Here is a 19,306-nt window from a genome sequence, read left to right as displayed (position 1 = left end):
ACCACCGTTACGGATGGTGGCTGGGCATGAGCCTTGACGAGCGCTTAGCATCCTCGGGTGTCCAAACTGACCGACGTGCCCAAACGGATCTTGATCGGGCGCGCACTGCGCAGCGACCGGCTCGGGGAGACCCTGCTCCCCAAGCGCATCGCACTCCCCGTCTTCGCCTCCGACCCGCTCTCCTCCGTGGCCTACGCGCCGGGCGAGGTGCTGCTCGTCCTGTCCGTCGCGGGTGTCTCTGCGTACAGCTTCAGCCCGTGGATCGCGGTCGCGGTCGTCGTGCTGATGTTCACGGTCGTCGCGTCGTACCGGCAGAACGTGCACGCCTACCCGAGCGGTGGCGGTGACTACGAGGTCGCCACCACCAACCTCGGTCCCAAGGCCGGCCTCACCGTCGCCAGCGCCCTGCTGGTCGACTACGTGCTGACCGTCGCGGTCTCCATCTCCTCCGGGATCGAGAACCTGGGCTCGGCGATCCCGTTCGTCGTCGAGCACAAGACCCTCTGCGCGGTCGTCGTCATCGTTCTGCTGACGCTGATGAACCTGCGCGGGGTCAAGGAGTCCGGGAAGCTCTTCGCGATCCCGACCTATGTCTTCGTGGCGGGCGTCTTCATCATGATCGCCTGGGGCGTCATCCGCGCCGTGGTCATGGGCGACACGATGAAGGCCCCCACCGCCGACTACACCATCCACGCCGAACAGGGCGGCCTGGCCGGCTTCGCGCTCATCTTCCTTCTCCTGCGCGCCTTCTCCTCCGGCTGTGCCGCGCTCACCGGCGTCGAGGCGATCTCCAACGGTGTGCCCGCCTTCCGCAAGCCGAAGTCCAAGAACGCGGCCACCACCCTCGCTCTCATGGGCGGCCTGGCCGTCACCATGTTCTGCGGCATCATCGGCCTGGCCATGGCCACCAACGTCAGGATGGCCGAGAACCCGGCCACCGACCTGCTCCTCCACGGCAAGCCGATCGGCTCCGGCTACACCCAGAACCCGGTCATCTCGCAGGTCGCCGAGGCGGTCTTCGGCAAGGGCAGCTTCCTCTTCGTCGTGCTGGCCGCCGCCACCGCGCTGGTGCTGTTCCTCGCCGCCAACACCGCCTACAACGGCTTCCCGCTGCTCGGCTCGATCCTGGCCCAGGACCGCTACCTGCCGCGCCAGCTGCACACCCGCGGCGACCGCCTGGCGTTCTCCAACGGCATCGTCCTGCTGGCCGGCGCCGCCGCGATCCTCGTCTACCTCTACGGCGCGGACTCCACCCGGCTGATCCAGCTCTACATCGTCGGCGTCTTCGTCTCCTTCACGCTCAGCCAGACCGGCATGGTCCGCCACTGGAACCGCCACCTGCGCAGCGAGCAGGACCCGGCCAAGCGCAACCGCATGCACCGCTCGCGCGCCATCAACGCCTTCGGTGCCTTCTTCACCGGCCTCGTCCTCGTCGTCGTCCTGCTGACGAAGTTCACCCACGGCGCCTGGGTGGCGCTGCTCGGCATGGTCATCTTCTTCGTCACCATGTCCGCGATCCGCCGCCACTACGACCGGGTCGCCGACGAGATCGCCGCCGAGGACACCCTCGACGACGACGTCGTACGCCCCTCCCGGGTGCACTCCATCGTTCTGGTCTCCAAGGTCCACAAGCCCACGCTCCGGGCCCTGAACTACGCCAAGCTGATGCGCTCCGACAGCCTCGAAGCGGTCAGCGTGGACGTCGACCAGGCCGACACCAAGGCCCTGCGGGAGGAGTGGGAGCGCCGCGGCATCGAGGTCCCGCTGAAGGTCCTGGCCTCGCCCTACCGCGAGATCACCCGCCCCATCATCGACTACGTCAAGTCCCTGCGCCGGGAGAGCCCGCGCGACGCCGTCTCCGTCTACATCCCCGAGTACGTCGTCGGCCACTGGTACGAGCACCTGCTGCACAACCAGTCCGCTCTCCGCCTCAAGGGCCGCCTGCTCTTCACCCCGGGCGTCATGGTCACCTCGGTGCCCTGGCAGCTGGACTCCTCCGAGGCCGCCAAGCTGCGCGCCCGCAAGCGCGCCGAGTGGAACGCGCCGGGCGCGGTGCGCCGCGGCCCGGTCGCCCAGCCGAAGAAGGAAAAGGCCGCGACCAAGAAGTAGCGGTACCTGCCCGGCCGGCCCCGGCCGGGCACGCACCCGGGCACCACACCGCGGGACGTAGACTTGACGGCTGGCCTCCCTCCGGAGGCCGGCCACCGCCCCCGCGCCCCACCACCTCAGGAGCCCTCCCGCCATGCAGGCAGAACCCAAGAAGTCGCTGGTCGGCGAGGAGTACGAGGTCGAGGTCGGCCCGGTCGCACACGGCGGCCACTGCATCGCCCGCACCGACGAGGGCCAGGTCCTCTTCGTCCGCCACGCCCTCCCCGGCGAACGCGTCGTCGTCCGCGTCACCGACGGCGAGGAGGGCGCCCGCTTCCTGCGCGCCGACGCCGTACGGATCCTGGAGCCCTCCAAGGACCGGGTCGAGGCGCCCTGCCCCTTCTCCGGCCCGGGCCGCTGCGGCGGCTGCGACTGGCAGCACGCCAAGCCCGGCGCCCAGCGCCGCCTCAAGGGCGAGGTGGTCGCCGAGCAGCTGATGCGGCTGGCCGGACTGACCCCCGAGGCGGCCGGCTGGGACGGCACCGTCGAGCCCGCCCCCGGCGACAAGGTCGCCCCGGGCGAGGTACCGGCCTGGCGCACCCGCGTGCAGTACGCCGTCGACTCCGACGGCCGCGCCGGCCTGCGCAAGCACCGCTCGCACGACATCGAGCCCATCACCCACTGCATGATCGCCGCCCCCGGGGTCTCCGAACTCGGCATCGAGAAGCGCGAGTGGCCCCAGATCGCCACCGTCGAGGCGATCGCCGCCACCGGCTCGCACGACCGTCAGGTCGTCCTCACCCCCCGCCCCGGCGGCCGCCTCCCGATCGTCGAGCTCGACAAGCCCGTCTCCGTCCTGCGCATCGGCGAAAAGGACGAACAGGTCCACCGCGTGCACGGCCGCCCCTTCGTCCGCGAACGCGCCGCCGGCCGCACCTGGCGGGTCGGCAACGGCGGCTTCTGGCAGGTCCACCCGAAGGCCGCCGACCTCCTCGTCGAGGCCGTCATGCAGGGCCTGATGCCCAAGAAGGGCGACATGGCCCTCGACCTCTACTGCGGTGTCGGCCTCTTCGCCGGAGCCCTCGCCGAACGCGTCGGCGACAAGGGCGCGGTCCTCGGCATCGAGTCCGGCAAGCGCGCCGCCGAGGACGCCCGCCACAACCTCGCCGACCTCGACCGCGTCCGCATCGAACACGGCAAGGTCGACGCGATCCTCCCCCGCACCGGCATCACCGACGTCGACCTCGTCGTCCTCGACCCCCCGCGCGCCGGCGCCGGCAAGAAAACCGTCACCCACCTCGCCTCCCTCACCCCCCGCCGCATCGCCTACGTAGCCTGCGACCCGGCCGCCCTCGCCCGCGACCTCAACTACTTCGGCGAGGCGGGGTACGTACCGCGGCGGATGCGGGCGTTTGATCTGTTTCCTATGACGCATCATGTGGAGTGCGTGGTGGTGCTGGAGAAGGCGGCTAAGGGCGCCTGACCTGGGATGGCGGCCAACCACGAGAGGTCGCCGATGTTGCCGAGCGGCGGACCCGGCATCGCGTTCCCAGTACGGAAAGGGGCTATCAGAGCCGCCTGTTCGTTGAAGCCCACGCCAGACGTCTCAGGCCGTCTCCCGAGCGTCCCAGCAGTGACGGAACCACGTGAGTGTCTCGGCAAGCAGTTCGCGGTTGTGGTCTTCCTCCAAGAGGAAAAGACGGAAGCTGGGACGCAGCGCCAGCTTTCCCTCGGGGATGTCGACGCCCTTCAGCTCATTGAGGCGTTGCAGGAGTTCGGCGCGGAGCCCGAGGTCGGTGAAGGGTTCGCGCGCGGCGAGGTGCTGGAACACCACCTCCGCCGTGCCGCCACCCGCTGCCCGGGTAGAGCGTCAGCGGCCAGATGCCACGGCCTGGTGCCCCGGCCTCTCCGAGCATGAGGAACGCGCTGGTGGTGACCTGCCCGGTGCCGTGGCCGACCCATCCGCCGCCCTCCTCCCAGCGGTGGAGGAGGGAACGGACCGCTGCCACCGTCTCGGGGGAGTCATCTGCCGCGAGCTGACGGAAGAACCGGTCGGCGCGTGTCTCCCCGCCCTGGCCTTGTGCGGTGCGCTGAGCCGCGTCCTCGCCGTCCGCCTCGGTGTCGCCAGCGCCGGTGAGCAGGAGGGCGAGATCGTCGGCATTGACGCGTTGCGCCGGATCGGCGGCACCGTTGACCGTGAAGCGGATGCCGGCCGCGGTCAACCGGGCGCGGACGTCGCCTTCGTCGTCCGGGGACGTCCATCGGAACCCGTCGGAGACTTTGCCCTGGGAGGTGAGCACGCGGTACGCGTTGGCCACGCCCGGGGTATCGGCCAGGTGGTTACCCACGGCCTGGGCGCCCGAACCGAGAAATGCGGCAAGGTCGCCGTAGGACGTCCAAGTGCCGTGAGGGAGCGCTGCGAGTACCTGATGGGCCAGCTGCCAGTCGCGGCTGCGCTCTGCCCGACCGATTCCGCGCAGAGGGGCCGGCCACAGCGTGGTCGCGCGCTCGGCAAGGTCGTCGGCGCGGGTCAGGATCTCCTGGGCGCCCCACCGCTCGGTAGCGGCGATACGTCAGTTCATCTCCAGGTGGCTGCTCTTCAGCAGGTTCTGCTTGCGCTCGAACGGGTGGTTGGACAGCTCCGAGTTGACCGCCGTGAGGGTCCTCCTTCGCCCTGGCCGGCTCCGGTGACGCAGTGCAGAGGCATCAGATGGCCCCTGATGTGTGGTCGGGCTTCGGCCCTCCCGGCTCAGCCCTGGCCTCGCTGTCGGATCGAACGCCGGCCCGACCGCACATTCACCACCTCAGAGGTTCACGGCGTGTGCAGCACGCACTTGAATCACCACAGAGGTCCAGCAGGAAAGAGGGCCTTCCTATTCCGGACGCTCTGAGTCAGCTTGCCGTCGAAACGCTACTTGACGGCTGACGATGCTTTGGCCGCGGCGGACTTGTTGGCCGCCTTCACCTCGTTCAAGGCCTTCTGGTTGGCCTTGATGGCAGTTTTTTGCAGCGAGACTTCAGCGTCGAACCAGGTCTTTTCGACGTGATTCTTTTCGCGGCAGGCAACGTCTGCCTTTGCGGTGTCTTTCTCCTCTGCGGACACGCGGTGCGGGTCTGAGAATCGGACGTCGTCGTTGGCGTCCATGGGCTTCGAGTATGTGTACCCCTTGCCAGCCATGCACGCGGACCACTTAGCAAAGACGCCCACTACCGTCGGGTCCTTCATGGATTCCTTGTAGGACTCACTGCTGATCTGCTGAGCAAGGGGCGCCTGCTGGCTAGCCGGGACTGTCCCGTCAGTCTGCTGGACGCACCCTTTGAGAACACTCGGGTCGGCCCCGGTTTCGTCGACAGCGCCCTTTTCGATTGCTTGGTCGTAGGCTGCCTGCTCGTCGGCGTCCGGCTTGTAGCCTCGTGCGGCCGCCAGGGCCGGGTCGTGGATTCCGTAACGCCAGTCCACGAGCGACTTGCCGCCCAGCTCGGGCAAATCCGGCGCAGGAGTCCATGCGTCGTATCCCGCGCGCTTCATGCACTGGTCGATCAAGCTGTCCCGCGTACTCGTGATGAGGCGAACCTCTGCTTTTGACGGCATAAAGGCCTCAATGGGCAGATGCCAGGTGGCCGGCCCGTCCCCTGCTTGCCCCTTCTCGGAGATCGGATTCGGCTGGCCGGCAGCACTCACCGGCTCCTTGTCGCTGGAAGATTCCGAGTGTATGACGGTCATCCCGAGAACCACGGCGCCGACTGCTGCAGCGGAGACGAGCGGTAATCCCACACGCCGCTTCATGTTTCTGCTACCCATGCTTCCCCCTCTCTTTCGCGCCTTCATCAGGTCCACTGGAACGAGGCATTCTGATTGAAGACATGCACGAACTGGTCGATGTGTTGGTACGGCGCCATGGCGTCCTGCGCACCCTTGAAACCACTGTTGAAGTAGACGCGCGCCATGTACTTGTAGTGCGAGTTTTCGCCCGAGGCAGCGTTGTTCTTGATTCCCTGCCCTGCGCCTGCCCCTGAGTTACAGAAAGGGAGCGGCGAGGTAGCTCCGACGACTCCGTCTGGCACGTCCGCAAAGTTGTACACGGAATAGCCGATGTTTCGCCAGGCACCCGACTGAGCCGAGTTGTAATAGATATGGAAGTCGAACTTCGACTTGCCGGGGATCTTGCATGCCTCCGCGCTGTAGAGGTTGTCGGTATCATCGTGCACCGTGGTGGCGGCGGTAGCAGGACTGGAAACCAGTAACGCAGTGGCCAGTCCAGTCAGTACTGCGATTTTTCGCACTTTCCCCCCAGTGAAAGGAATAGGAATGACTCCAGGATTGATGCGCAGAGCCACGCCAAAGAGACAACGGGCCTTCGTGCTCATCGGAACTCGATCACTCCGAAGGTAGGTAACCATACGCTACTTCATTCACTCTTGAGGGGTAAATTTCGCCTTGTTGTGAAGCTGTCTGGATTGGACCCCCGCAGTTTCCGGGAAGGGCTGGGTAGCGACATGTGTTCTTGCAGCTCAAACACCACTCTCGGTGTTTATGAGAAGCTTTGTATGGCCGCAGTTGACCCTGGCCGAATCTCCGCCCTAAATCTCCAGGGTGACGCGAGGTCGACTCGCTAGTGCCTCAGGTCAGCAAGTCGGAGGTGACGTAGAAGTGCCGGCGACTTCAATCGGGGTCCGGTGAGCCAGGAGGTGAAAGATTCATGGTCGCCGCGCTCAACTCACCGCGTCAAAAACCATTAAGGCCATGTGGCGTGCAACACCAGAAGGAACGTGACGGAAGCTAGGGCCACCAAGACGTAGGGGATCCTGTCCGTTTTGTGATCCACCCCGCACGAGCTGGCGTCGGTACAGATTTTGCAGTGGGTGCGGACCTCACGCCATTTGTTGAATACCCCGAATGTCTCGGCAATCACACGGATGCCAGAGCTGAGGGCGATTATGACAACGAACCGCGCAGCTCCTGTCCCGTAGATTTTCAGCGCCCAAGCGCTGCACGCCCCCGCCCACATCAGTGCCGCAAATGCTCCAGCCTTCCTGTGGCCGGGGCACAAAATCCAGGGTATTGCAGGGAATAACAAGAAAATGCCTATACCAATGGCAAGTGCGCCGACCTGCATGACCTACCTGGTTTCAGTTGTCGACAGAGGAACGGGTGCCCCGCGAGTGTGAGGCACCCAGTTCATTCTGTCACCTATCGGGTGTACTCAACATCGGGCTTCTTTGCGGGAGCGCCACAGAACTGAGCGTCGGGGTCGGTGTCGACACCCGACAGAACGCTGATACTCCACGGGTTTCCTCCATGCCCGCTGTCTCGGGAACATCCCATGTACGGATCACCTTCGTTGAGCGGCGAGGCTGGACCGCTGAAGTGGTAGAAGTCGCCCGTGGTAACCGGGCTGCTGGACTGGGTGTAGGTGCCGTCGAGGTTGATCGCCCTGCCGTTGCGGTACAGGTACTGATTCGGCATGTAGCTGGAGCGCAGGACGGGAGAAGCGGATACCTTGCGGATCGAACCGTCGGCGCACGACTTGAAGTCGAGTTCCTGCCAAATGGGAGGTGCGCTGCCGAAGATGGAGCCGGTGAGGCCGGGCTTGAAGAACATGTTGCGGATCTCGTCGGCCATCGTCGTCACCGGATGGTTCGCCCCTGTCGCATGCGACACCTTGTCCACCCAGTCGGAAACGCTGCTGGTGAGCCCGTCGTTGCCAAGCGCAGGACGGTAACCGATGGCCCCGCCGGCGGTGGTCATTACCGCGACGCACTGGCCCTTGTCGCCGGACACGGGGTTGTCGTCGTAGTCGGTGAGGACCGGCTTCACGCCGATCGACTGGTAGGCGAGGCCGGGGAGGATCCCGTCGCCGTTAGTGGTCGTGTGCGTGGTGGCCCCGTCGTGGACGTTGAGGTTCTTCCGTGCGTAGTTCAGCTTTGGTTCCGGGATGCCGTATTCCGCACTGACGTTCTTGAAGAATTCGTGGACGAAGGTGGGCATGTGGGTGTCGGCGGTCCGGTCGTCGTAGGTGACGGACTGGCTGCCGTCCACAATTTTCCCGTCGGAGGTCTTGATGTACGACACGGTCGCCGTGTTGTACATCTTGTAGGCCCCGCCGTCCTGACCGAACCATGATGGGTGCTGGTCGCTTGACGGCCGCTTCGTGTACGGGTTGGAGTAGTGCATCCAGGCGGGGATGGAATGACCGTCGGGGTGGTCGGTGGTGGAGGTACCGGATTGCTGCACCTCATCACGCCACTTCTGCACCGCCTCCCGCGTTTTCGGCATGGCGCACCGGGAGTCGGGGATGCCTCCGGTGCAGTTCCCCAATGCCGCGACGCTCTGAGACGTCTTCAGGGCCCAGTCGTGCAAGTCCTTGCGGGACTTCAACGGTGTATTGAACAAGCTGGATTCCGGCCGGACGTCGATGTCCTGGTCCTCGTCGAAGAATGCGTCGGCCTCGATCGTGTCCTTCACATACGTGCCCTTGAGCGGCTGGAAGGCTGCGGCACCCCAGGCGATGTCTGCATCGGCGGTGCCGTCATGGGCGTAGTTCGACAAGGTCACGCTCGGTGGGCGGGTGAACTTGTAGCCGCCGAGCGAGATCCACTTGTTGGTGTTGTCGCTGTCGGCGTTGATGGTGACCGTGCGATCCCCGCCATCGACGCCCTTGATCACATAGTTGGCGTGCTTCGCCTGAGCTCCAGTGTCTGGCAGGTGCACCCATACCTTGCCCAGGTCCATTTTCTGACCGAAAGTCCAGGTGCCGTCGATCGTCATGCGACCTGAAGGGCCGCCGTAGTGAGCCCCGTCACGGGTGTGGGCGTACCAGAAGTGGCCGCCGTAGCCGCCGCCGACCTGGTACAGATCCGCCTTGGCCTCATAGTGGTTGTCAGAGTCGGGATAGAAAGTGAACTGGAAACTGCCCGATGACTTCACCTGCCCACAACTGCTCCATGATTGCGTCCCGTCGGGGACGGAGGCGACGATATCTGCGTCCTTCGGGGTACCGGAACAGACCGGCTCGCCGTACTTGAGGCGGTTGCCGCGTCCTGGCTCGGGCCGCTCCGTCGCATACTTGATCAGTTCGTTACCGCAAGTCTTGTCGCAATCCTTCTTCCACGTTGCGTTCTCCTGATTCCACCAGAACTTTTCGTAGCACTTGGCGTCCGGGCAGTCCGCCGGGTTGGCCGGGTCACATCCGTTGTGGATGTTGCAGAAGGTGAACATGGGTGGGGCGACGGTGGCACGGTTTGCAATGGTGGTCCACCAAGCGGGCTGGAAGCCTGCCGAGTTGAAGCCCGACTCGCCCTTCCAGTCCTGCCGTCCGTCCGTCCCGTAGGAGTATCCGGTGTCGATGGACCAAGCGGACCAGCCCATCACCTTCTCCTCGTACGGCCAGTCCTGTGGGTGCGCCGCGTCGTGATTGGCTTCCGTGTCCATGTCCGTGTTCATGAACGGGCCGCGTCCGGGCGGGTAAAAGGGGTTGGCGGGGTTGTTGTACCAGCCGAGGCCCCACGGCTTGCCCGGAGCACCCTTGCCGTTGAAGCCGAGGTTGTAGTTCCACGCGGCGGTGAACCAGTTCTCCACGCGCTTCGGATCATCGTTGTTGACCGTGACCTTCTGCCCGTCGGTGTGTACCTCGTTCCACTTGTCGGCGAGGATGTACATGGAGGCGGCGATGTTGGTTGCGTAGTCGACCGCGACCGCCTTCTGCAGCTTGGGCTCCATGCCCTTCTCGGTCGGCTTCTCCATGCCGGCCTTCCGCATGCCGTCGGTGACCTGGCCGACGCCGTAGCCGCAGTCGGACTTGTCCCAGTGAATCTTCCAGTAGGCGGATGGGTCGTCCTTGTCCGCCTTGTGGCCGTAGTAGCCGTCGACGGCAGCGAGCGGGGAGCCTGTCTGTCCGGGGATGACACCGGATTCGGCCTGCCAGAGGTTGGATTCCTGGGCGAGGATGCCGAGCATGACGTTGGCGGGGATGCGTTGGCCGCCCTTCAGCGTCGGAGGCGGGAACAGGCCCTGCGGGTCGATAGTGCTCATGCCCGTCTGACTGCGGTACTCGCCCTGACGGATCAGGCTGCCCCGCAGCTTGCCCCGGACGGCCATGTCGACCGCCCACTCCACCTGGTTCGGTGTGGGCTGCAGTGCCTGCATCGTCACGTCGTTGCGGGAGATGGAGCACCAGCGGTCGGGGTCGGTGGGGTCGTGGGAGACTCCGGCGCCCGCGGCACGAGGTGCGAGCGCGGCGCTCGGCTTACCGGTGCCGCCGAGGGCGGGACTGAGGGTGCTGTTGCCGTCCTCCGCCGTGACTTCAACCACCGACTGGGCTACCGCCTTGCCGGTGGTGGTGGCGGTCGAGGTGATCTTGACCGGGTCCTGTGCCACCTGCTCCGGGGAACGCGCGGGCGGTGCCGCTTGTTTACCCTCCGCCTTCTTGAACACCTTGCCCGCGTGAGAAATACGGTTGAGTCCGGCGCGGATACCGGGGGTGAGGACGGGGTTCACGGCGAGACGTCCGTGGGTGGAGATGGCGACGCCAGCGGGCGCGGCGAGACGGCTGATCCCGGTGCCCTTCAGGCGGGGGCTGTCCGTGGGGTGACCCGTGAGGAACACGCGTCCACCCTCGCCCTGGTGTAGGTCCATGTCGGAGAGAGGGCCGGAGGCGACGAGGGCGGGTCTGCCGTGGCCCGTGAGCACCTTGACCTGCGCCGTGGTGTCGTTCTTGCGATCTGCGAACACGATTTTCCCCGCCGCCAGGTGAATGTCGAACGGCGTGCTGCCGGCGGTCGTCAACTTCGTGATCGAGCCGGACGTGTCAATGCGGACGAGTTGGCGTCCGCGCGCGGCGACCACACCGTTCCCCACCGGCACCGCACTGGTCACCTGACCGTCGACGGCGGGGGCGGCGGTCGTTTTCCCTGCTGTGTCGACCGTGAGCACCCGCGTCGTCGTCTTCGCCGGGTCGTTCATGTCCCTGTAGGCGGTGAATGCTGCGGTATGCGTCTGCGGGTTGCACGTGGGGTCGAAGTAGGCGAGAGAGGCAGTGAAGGGCAACTTCGTCACGGCACCGGTCGTGGTACTGACGATCGCCGCGAACGCGCCTCCCTGCATCAGGTCGGGTTTGTTGGTGAACGTGCGGGGCGCGTACACGGCGGCGACATGGTCGCGATCCATGACGCACTGGTTACCGATCCATGAGTCGGCGGGCATGGTCGGTTCCGCAAGGGCCGCGACTGTCTTCCAGTCGTACGCCTTCGCTTCATCGGCGGCGAGGATTTTGAAAGCCTTCACGTCGGCCACGCCGATCACGGCGCGGTCCTTGCTCTGCTTCCAGCTCTTTCCGAGGTTGATGTCCGGGCTAGCTACGCGGCTCGAGCGGGGCTTGTCGGATAACTTGTGTTCGGCGGCTGCGACCGCGTCCCACCCCTTCAGTCTCGCGGACGGTGGCGAGGGTTCGACGGCGAGCGCCTGCGACACCGAAGGTCCGCTCGCGACCAGCATGGCTGTGGCGAGGAGCAATGGTGTGGGCAGACGCTTCGTTACGCGGTGACGACGTATCAAGTTAATTCCTGAAGAGTCGATGTGAGCGCAGGAGTGTGTCAACCACTGCCTTTTCAGGGATGGTTGTGGTGCTCTCTATTGCGCAATGGGCGTGTGTATCTATTCAGGTCCTGCAATAATGGCTGCCCCGCTGGGGGGCCTGCGACGAAATTCTGAAGGTGTCGGCCTTTTCGTCTATCAGCTTCGTCGTCGCGACCTGTAGAGGCGTCAATCGCATCTCTGCTCCGGCAGGGAGATCTGCCCGTCATGCGGATTTTGACCCTGTGCTCTACGTCATGACATTTTCCCGTCGTTTCGTTGCCGCAGTTGTGGTGGCAACCCCATGCAGTGTGGTGATCATGCGTCGTCTGTTCAGGGCATGGCGGCAGAGGGTAGAGACTAAGCGGTAATAACCCTGTATCAACTGGCTTTTCCTCAGATGGCCAGTTAGGTGCCGCGGACTGGCTAATTCCGGGCGGAAATCTCCAAGCGCTGTCCCGTAAATGATCTACGGCATGCTTGTTGGCCAGCGTAGTTTCACGGCCATCCGGCGAGGGTGAGGTTGTGGAGTCGCGGAGGATCTCCAGGTCTTCATGCGGGCGAAGGCGTGCTCGAGGCGGGCGCGGACCTTGCGTGTGGGAGGCGTTGCGTTCCTCTTTTCAGGCCGTGAGTTGGTCTGGCCCTTCTCGCGCCGGTGCGGGATGACCAGGCTTGTGCCCCGGTAGCCGCCGTCCGCGATGACCATGGTGTTGCCGACGGCGGCTCTCGCTCCGGACGGCTCCCATGCATTGCAGCCGTTGCGGTTGCCGGGCAGGGGCGGGCCGACGGTGACGACGAGGCGGGTGCCTGCGTCGATGAGGACCTGATGGTTGGTGGAGCAGCGGCAGTTCTTCGACTGCTCGCCCACTGGTGATCGCGGGTGGGGGACAGGGCGCCGTCCGCGAGCAGCACGGTGTTCTCACGAATCCCCTGGCGTTGCTGGAGCGCGAGCGACGTTCCGAGGCGGTCGACGGTGCGGCCCGCCACAGTCTTGGACGCTCCGAACAGCAGGGTTAGTTGGCGCAGGGCCAGGTTCGTCCGCCAGTAGGCGGCGACCTGGAGCACGCGCTCCTCCAGCGACAGCTCCAGGGTCGGCCCTTGCGCACCGGGTCCGCACCCTCGCGGCTCAACGCGGTGATCAGCCTGCCGAACCGGCGCGGGCTCAACCCGCTTAGGGTCCGTTGCGAAAGTGGATCTTGTTCGTGGTTGATCACGTCCTATGGGACGTTGGGGATCTGACGAACGGCCAGTGGGCCCGGCGGAGCCTCTGCTGCCGACGGGCATCACGCCGGGTCGTCCGCAGGTGTGGACGCGACGGCAGTTGATAGACGGCATATGGTGGCGGACCCGGAGCGGTGCTCCCTGGCGGGACGTGCCCGAACGTTGTGGGCCGTGGCGCCGGGTCTATGACCTGTTCCGGCGCTGGCAGCGGGACGGCACCTGGGCAAGGATCCTCACCCAACTCCAGGCCGAGGCGGACACGAAGGGCCTGATCACCCGGGACCTCAATGTCGACGCCACCGTCTGCTGGGCGCACCAGCACGCCGCAAGAGCGGTGAAAGGGGGGAGCTCCAGAAGGAACCGCCCGGCGGGATCTTCGTCGAGCCGGCTGACCACGGCCTCGGACGCTCCCGGGGCGGACTGGCCAGCAAAATCCACCTCACAGTCGAGCAGGGGAAGAAGCCCTTGTCCGTCGTGATCACGGCTGGGCATCGGGGCGACTCCCCGCAGTTCGAAGCGGTCCTGGAGGCCATCCGGGCCCCGAGGCTGGGGCTCGGCAGGCCGCGCAAGTGTCCGGACCGGGTGTGGGCCGACAAGGCATACGACTCCCGTGGCAATCGTTCCTACCTGCGCAGACGCGGGATCAAGGCCACCATCCCGGTTCCGGCGGACCGGGTCCGTAATCGCCTCAAGCGTGGATCGCGTGGCGGGCGGCCGCCGAAGTTCGACAAGGATGACTACAAGCAGCGGCACGCGGTCGAGTGCGGGATCAAGCGGCTCAAGCGCCACCGGGCCGTTGCCACTCGGTACGACAAACTCGCCGTCCGCTACGAAGCGACAGTGCTGGTTGAGGGCTTCGCCGCCGTCCAGGAACTGGCCAGCCCGTTCGCCGGGTTGCGTGACATGCCGCAGTTCGTGTCCCGCCAGGAGACCGCCGCTCCGGGCCCGTACAACAACGAGGTGCGGGACCGCGAGGTCATCACCGAGCTGATGAAGGGGCTGAGGGACCCGGACGTCACGCGCGGTCTATAGGGAATGCCCCGGCCCGTACGGAGCGGGAGCCCACAGGGGGTATCCGCTTGAGTTGCTGTCAGTCTCCTCGTGCGTCACGGAGCCGTTGGACGCGTTGATGTCGAAGGTTCCAGTCCCGTGACGACATCGGTCTTTCAGCCAAGGACGTCCTTGTCGTTGTCGTCCAGGTCGATGAACGACACCGTGCCCTTCTTTCCCGCCGAGCCGGCCTTCGCCGCCTGCTGCGGCGTCTGCTTGGCCTCGGCCATCCGCTTGACCGTCCGGGCCTTGTCCGAGGTGTCCTGGTCGGAGCCCTCGGACGAGCTGGCGACCTTGCCGGAGACAACGTCGATGCGGACCTTGTGTTTCGTCCCGCTCTTGGTGGCGACGGTCGCGACCCACTGCGCTCCGGCACCGGGTGTGGCACTGCCCGTCGGCGAAGGGCTCGGGCTCGCGCTCTCGTCGTCGTCCCGTCCCCCTGACCCTTGAAGTCCGAGCTCGATGAGCTTGCTGTCCGAGACCGCCCCCAGCCGTGATGGCGACCTTGTCGTAGGTGACCTTGGTGGCGGATCAGTTCCTTGCGTTTCTTCTGCTCCTCGGTCATCAGTGTCGGCGAAGCGCTCTCGCTTTCGCTGGGAGACAGCTCTTCGTGGCCTCGGGCACGGCGCGGGCTACCGGCGCCGACGGTGAGGCAGCTCTGTTGCCGGAGCCGTTCCGGTCGACGGAGCGGGGGCCCGGCCGGCCGTGACGCTCGTTTGACGCTCCGAGTGCTCGAAGGCCCCTACGGCAAGCCGGGAAAGGGATGTTGAGCTGTTGCTATGTCACATCTCTCGTTTTGCGACATCTTTCCGATGACGCATCATGTGGAGTGCGTGGTCACCCTGGAGCGGGCGAAGTAAGGGTTCTTCGTCTGCTGGTGTCACACCGCTGCGGCCGCTGCTGGCTGTGAAGTCGAGTTGGTCCGCACCCGGCCCGGATCTTGGCGTGTGGTGGCATCGGCGGAGCGGTGCGGCACGGCACGGCACAAGTTGCCGGAGCCGTCTTCTGGCCTCCGCGTGGTCCAGGACGGGGCCGTTTGCTCAGGTGGGGGCCTCGTGGTCCCGGTGCGTCGACGGTGCTGGTGAGACGCGTGTGAGAGCAAGTGAGAAGTGAGGCCCTCCGCGGGCGGGTGCCGGCGGGGGCCTTTGTTCGGGGCCGGCCCGCTGCGTGGTGTCCGGCCCCACCTGTTGAGTTCCCTCTTCCTCCCGACTGAGAAACCGCCGCGGCCCAAAGATCCCCCGACGGCCACCGTCGGCGACGTCGACAGGCGGCGACGCCGGAGCAGTGCCGGCCCGGCCGTACGGCCGCTGCGCCCTGACCGTTGAGGTGGACCTCCCGTGGGCGACTGCCTTTCGGCCAGCCCTGGTCGGCGGGGGATCCGGGTTCGGGCGGCAGGCGCCGCAACAACCTCTTCGGTCCTTGCGGCGCAAACCTTTCGGCGAGTGCCGTCATGTGTGCCGAGGGGCGCGGTCCTTAGCGTGCTACTTGCGGTCGGACGCCGCTCCCTGTGGTGGAGCGTGGGAACCGCCCTATGCCCGTCCAGTGGCGCGGGTCCGGCCCGTCGTAGACCAAGGCGCCAACAGGAGAAGTGTTGGAGAGCGTTTCTTTCACCATCCTGGCTGCCGACCCCATCAGCGGCGCCGGGGCCGCCGCCCTCTTGCGGCCGTACCCCACCGTCAGCCTGCTTGCCGCGGAGTGCAGTGCCGAGGCCGACGTCCTGCTGGTGCTCGCGGGTGAGATCACCGCGGAGACCCTGGACTCCATCGAGCGGGCGGTCCGTGACGCGGCCAACCCACGGATGCGCGTGGTGCTGGGCGGGGACATGGTGCGCACGCAGCATCTCCTACGCGCCGTCAACTGCGGTCTGATCAGCCTGATCCCGCGCGGTGAGGCCAGCACCGAGCGGCTGCTACGGGCGGTCATAGGGGCCAGGGACGGGCGCGCCGAGCTGCCCACACAGGGGGCGGCCTGGCTGCTCGACTGGGCCAGGGCGGTCCAGTCGGATGTACTGACGCCGATCGGCCTGACGACCAACGGCCTGGTGACCCGGGCGTGGAGGTCATCAAGCTCCTCGCCGACGGCCTGGAGACCGCCGCTATCGCGCAGCGGCTGAACTACTCGGAGCGGACCATCAAGAACATCATCTATGGGGCCATGAGCAGGTTGCAGCTGCGCAAACCGGGCCCACGCCGTCGCGTACGCCTTCCGATATGAGCAGGTCACCGCAGAACCTGTAAGGGTGGGCACGTCTCGGCGGTCGTCCGGGCACCGTCCCTCGCCACCGCGCGCTCACGGCGCGGCGGCTCCCCGGCCCCCATAGGGAGAGGGCGTCACGAGCAGGAGAGCCGACCCGCTGAGTACCGTGATCGTCAAGCGCTCGCCGCACGCCGATGCTGCTCTACCTGCCGATGGGCCTGAGGGCACGGCGATGGTGCTGATGTTCTCCACGGGCGGCAGTTCCCCCACGAGCTATTTGATGTCGGGGGTGATGGGCATCGCCATGCTCAGCATGACCTTCAGTCAGCTCGGCAGGGGAGGCGCGGAGCGCAAGCGTCGGATCCGGGCCGAGCGGCGGGACTACCTGCGGTACCTCGCGCAGCTGCGGCCGCAGGCCAGAGCGGCGGCTGAGGAACAGCGGGCGGCGGTGTGCTGGGACAACCCGCGACCGCAGCACCTCCCCGCGCTCGCCACCGGCCCCCGCCTGTGGGAACGGCGGCCGGGCCACCAGGACTTCGCCCATGTACGGACCGGGGTGGGCACGCGGCGGGCCGCGCTGGAGTACGTCCCGCCGCACACCAAGCCGGTGGAGGATCTGGAGCCGCTCTCGGCCGTGTCGCTGCGGCGGTTCGCCCGCGCCAGCAGGGCCGTACCCGGTGTCCCGGTGACAGTGGTGCTGCGCCGGTTCACCAGCGTGGAGCTGGTGGGGGACCGGGAGGGCGTCCTCGGCCTGGCGCGGGCGCTCGTCGGGCAGCTCGCCACCTTCCACTCGCCTGACGAACTGCGGATCGCGCTGCGCACCGACGACGCTGGGCGGGCGGAGTGGGACTGGGTGAAGTGGTTGCCCCACAACGCTCACCCGGAGCGGGAGGACGCCACGGGCCCGCTGCGGCTGGCGGCCCAGGACCATGACGGGCTGATGGAGCTGCTGGGCGCCGAGTTCGCCGACCGGCCCGATCATGACCAGTCGGCCGTTCCCGGGACGACGGAACCGTTCATGGTGATCGTCGCCGACGGAGTGGACCTCCTGAACGATGCCGGCTGCTCGACGGCGGGGTGCGCTGTGCGGTGGTGCTCGACGTCACCGGCTCCCTGCGCGGCGGCCCAAGGTGCTGCGGCTCACCGTGGAGAACGCCACGGTCACTTCCCCACCGGCGAGACTACCGCCGACGCGGAGGCGGACCTGCTCACCGAGGCGGCAGCGGAGCTCACTGTTCGACTACGAGAAGGCACGCCTCGCCGGTGCCCGGCTCGCGCCGCTTCGTCGCTGGTGATCGTGGTCGACGAGTTCTTCGAACTGCTGGCGTCCAAGCCGGACTTCGTCGAGCTGTTCGTGATGATCGAGCGAGTGGGGCGCAGCCTCGGCATCCACCTGCTGCTGGCCTCCCAGAGACTGGACGAGGGCCGGATCAACCGGGTGGAAGGACATCTGTCGTACCGGATCGCGCTGCGCACCTTCTCCTCGATGGAGTCCCGGAGCGTGATCGGGTCGCCCAGCGCCTACGAACTGCCCTCGGAGCCCGGACACGGCTATCTGCCGCCGGTGGCATCGACGCCGAGCGTGCGGGCGGCCAGGGTCGCCTGCGAGGTCGTGCCGTTCCGGCTGGAGCTGGCGCCGGCCTCCGCCCCGGAACCCGAACCGACGCACCACGCCCCTCCGTCGGCCACCGCGCTCGGAGCCGACGCAGAGCAGGAGACCGGGCCCACCGGGCGCGGCGAGGGCGGCGACAGCCTGCTGGAAGTGATGGTCGACCGACTCGTCGACGCCGGCCCGCCGGCCCGGCAGGTCTGGCTGCCCCCGCTCGACGAGTCGCCGAGCCTGGACCACCTGCTGCCCGGGATCGCGCCCGACCCGGGCCGTGGCATGGCCGCAGGGGAGTCCGCGCGCCATGGCGCCCTTCGCGTTCCCCTCGGCGTGGTGGACCGGCCGTACGAGCAGTTGCGCGACGCGGAGCCGGGGGTCAGTGCGCGCCGGCACCGGTGAGGGAACGGACTTCCAGCTCCGCGTACTTGTCCGGGTCGGTCTCGCGGGAGGCGAGGGTGCCCAGCCAGCCGGACAGGAAGCCGATCGGGATGGAGACCAGGCCGGGGTTCTCCAGTGGGAACCAGTGGAAGTCCGCACACCAGCGAGGCCGGGGTGCTGGAGACGACCGGGGAGAAGATCACCAGCACCACCGAAGTCGCCAGGCCGCCGTAGATAGTGCACAACGCACCGGTGGTGTTGAACCGCCAGAACAGGCTGTACAGGATCGTCGGCAGATTGGCCGAGGCCGCGATGGCGAAGGCCAGTGCCACCAGCGCCGCGGTGTTGAGCTTGTCGGCGACATGCTCAGTACGACGGCCACCATGCCGATCCCGACCGCGGCGAACCGCGCCGCTCTGATCTCCTCGCGCTCACTCGCCTTCCCCTTGCGCACGGCGTGGGCGTACAGGTCGTGGGCGAAGGAGGCGGACGAGGTGAGGGTGAGTCCGGCCACCACCGCCAGGATCGTGGCGAAGGCGATGGCGGAGGTCACCGCCAGCAGTGTGGCCCCCAGGGTGGATCCGGGGCCGCCGCCGAGCGCTTCCGCAGAATGGCACCTGGGTCTGGCGCTGCTATGCCCCGCCTGCAAGACCACGCCGAGCGGCGGGACGAACGCCTGGACCCAGAACATCCGCTTGGTACGGGGGCACCGAGAGGCTTTTCATGCCTCTTTGACTGATTCCGCCATCGTCTTCGGGGGCCGTGCGTGGCCGTGAGCTACGAAGACTTCCTGGGCCCGGAGGGACCCGGTGCCTCGTCGAAGACGGGGACGATGCGGGTAGGCCGGGTGCTCGGGCAGGCCGGGCTGGGCAGGAAGCCTCCTCCTGGACAACGGCGAAACCTGGGTGCCCCAGCGACCAGGTGGTCTGGCGACGCAGCGGTCCGGGAGAGCTCGAACCACCGCGAAGGTGCCCCCAAGTCGTGGAGCACCCATAGGATCGTGTAGGTTCTTCGAGTTGCCACGGGGCCGACAGGTCCTGAGCAGCCATCCCGCCGCTTCGCGGCACACCACTACTGCACGGCCCCTCACCGGGAAAAATTTCGGCATGCCGAAATTCGGACCGCGGCGCGATTATGTGCCGACGAGGAATTCCGCTAACGTAGTGATCACGCCGAAAGGCGCGAACAAACCCCCT

The 19,306-nt window shown here is 66.7% G+C and carries 9 protein-coding genes and 4 pseudogenes; 6 read left to right on the top strand and 7 right to left on the bottom strand.

The window, feature by feature from the left end; all coding sequences use genetic code 11:
* The first annotated feature begins 57 nt into the window (after positions 1–57).
* Positions 58–2,109: an APC family permease gene (locus tag OO62_RS11900; protein WP_033267308.1), complete on the top strand. Its 2,052-nt coding sequence runs from the start codon at positions 58–60 to the stop codon at positions 2,107–2,109.
* 133 nt (positions 2,110–2,242) lie between these two features.
* The gene (locus OO62_RS11895; RefSeq protein ID WP_033267307.1) at positions 2,243–3,571 is read left to right on the top strand and encodes a class I SAM-dependent RNA methyltransferase; all 1,329 of its coding nucleotides are present in this window, start codon (positions 2,243–2,245) and stop codon (positions 3,569–3,571) included.
* A 123-nt stretch (positions 3,572–3,694) separates the two neighbouring features.
* Here OO62_RS11895 and OO62_RS40530 read toward each other — a convergent pair whose 3' ends face one another.
* From OO62_RS40530 to OO62_RS37810, 6 genes and pseudogenes are all read right to left on the bottom strand, one after another.
* On the bottom strand, positions 3,695–3,919 hold the full coding sequence (locus OO62_RS40530; protein WP_228332552.1) for a hypothetical protein: 225 nt from the start codon (positions 3,917–3,919) through the stop codon (positions 3,695–3,697).
* A complete protein-coding gene (locus tag OO62_RS36430; protein ID WP_228332675.1) occupies positions 3,843–4,526 on the bottom strand; it encodes an MGMT family protein in 684 nt (227 codons plus the stop codon). Before OO62_RS36430 ends, OO62_RS40530 begins: the two co-directional genes overlap by 77 nt.
* Before the next feature lie 473 nt (positions 4,527–4,999).
* Positions 5,000–5,890, bottom strand: a complete 891-nt coding sequence (locus tag OO62_RS11885) for a hypothetical protein (RefSeq protein WP_129322875.1) — start codon at positions 5,888–5,890, stop codon at positions 5,000–5,002.
* 26 nt (positions 5,891–5,916) lie between these two features.
* Positions 5,917–6,456, bottom strand: a complete 540-nt coding sequence (locus tag OO62_RS39565) for a hypothetical protein (protein WP_129322876.1) — start codon at positions 6,454–6,456, stop codon at positions 5,917–5,919.
* 823 nt (positions 6,457–7,279) lie between these two features.
* Positions 7,280–11,581 (bottom strand): hypothetical protein, encoded by a 4,302-nt coding sequence (locus tag OO62_RS11875; protein ID WP_129322877.1) that lies wholly within the window; start codon positions 11,579–11,581, stop codon positions 7,280–7,282.
* 619 nt (positions 11,582–12,200) lie between these two features.
* Positions 12,201–12,873: pseudogene (locus OO62_RS37810) on the bottom strand (transposase); the annotation flags it as partial.
* Here OO62_RS37810 and OO62_RS37805 point away from each other — a divergent pair.
* The 4 genes and pseudogenes from OO62_RS37805 to OO62_RS41520 form a co-directional block, all read left to right on the top strand.
* A pseudogene (locus OO62_RS37805) lies at positions 12,862–13,723 on the top strand (IS5 family transposase); the annotation flags it as partial. The pseudogenes OO62_RS37810 and OO62_RS37805 overlap by 12 nt on opposite strands.
* A gap of 1,798 nt (positions 13,724–15,521) precedes the next feature.
* Entirely contained in the window at positions 15,522–16,043 is a 522-nt protein-coding gene (locus tag OO62_RS40185) for a hypothetical protein (RefSeq protein ID WP_206738433.1), read from the top strand.
* Positions 15,983–16,144: a LuxR C-terminal-related transcriptional regulator gene (locus OO62_RS41690; protein WP_206738434.1), complete on the top strand. Its 162-nt coding sequence runs from the start codon at positions 15,983–15,985 to the stop codon at positions 16,142–16,144. The genes OO62_RS40185 and OO62_RS41690 overlap by 61 nt, the downstream gene beginning before the upstream one ends.
* 176 nt (positions 16,145–16,320) lie before the next feature.
* Positions 16,321–18,014 (top strand): annotated as a pseudogene (locus tag OO62_RS41520) (FtsK/SpoIIIE domain-containing protein); the annotation flags it as partial.
* Positions 18,015–18,108: 94 nt separating this feature from the next.
* On the opposite strand, the pseudogene OO62_RS37790 reads toward OO62_RS41520, so the two are convergent.
* A pseudogene (locus OO62_RS37790) lies at positions 18,109–18,717 on the bottom strand (solute symporter family protein); the annotation flags it as partial.
* Positions 18,718–19,306: the final 589 nt, after the last annotated feature.

The sequence above is a fragment of the Streptomyces lydicus genome (genome assembly GCF_000717345.1).
Taxonomy (GTDB): domain Bacteria; phylum Actinomycetota; class Actinomycetes; order Streptomycetales; family Streptomycetaceae; genus Streptomyces; species Streptomyces lydicus.
Note: the sequence above shows the minus strand (reverse complement) of the source record. Positions and strands in the feature narration are given on the sequence as shown.

Excerpts from the sequence above, each read along its gene's own strand:
- OO62_RS11895 (WP_033267307.1), top strand. The coding sequence starts at position 2,243 with ATGCAGGCAGAACCCAAGAAGTCGCTGGTCGGCGAGGAGTACGAGGTC.
- OO62_RS11885 (WP_129322875.1), bottom strand. The coding sequence starts at position 5,890 with ATGGGTAGCAGAAACATGAAGCGGCGTGTGGGATTACCGCTCGTCTCC.
- OO62_RS11875 (WP_129322877.1), bottom strand. The coding sequence starts at position 11,581 with ATGCTGGTCGCGAGCGGACCTTCGGTGTCGCAGGCGCTCGCCGTCGAA.
- OO62_RS39565 (WP_129322876.1), bottom strand. The coding sequence starts at position 6,456 with ATGAGCACGAAGGCCCGTTGTCTCTTTGGCGTGGCTCTGCGCATCAAT.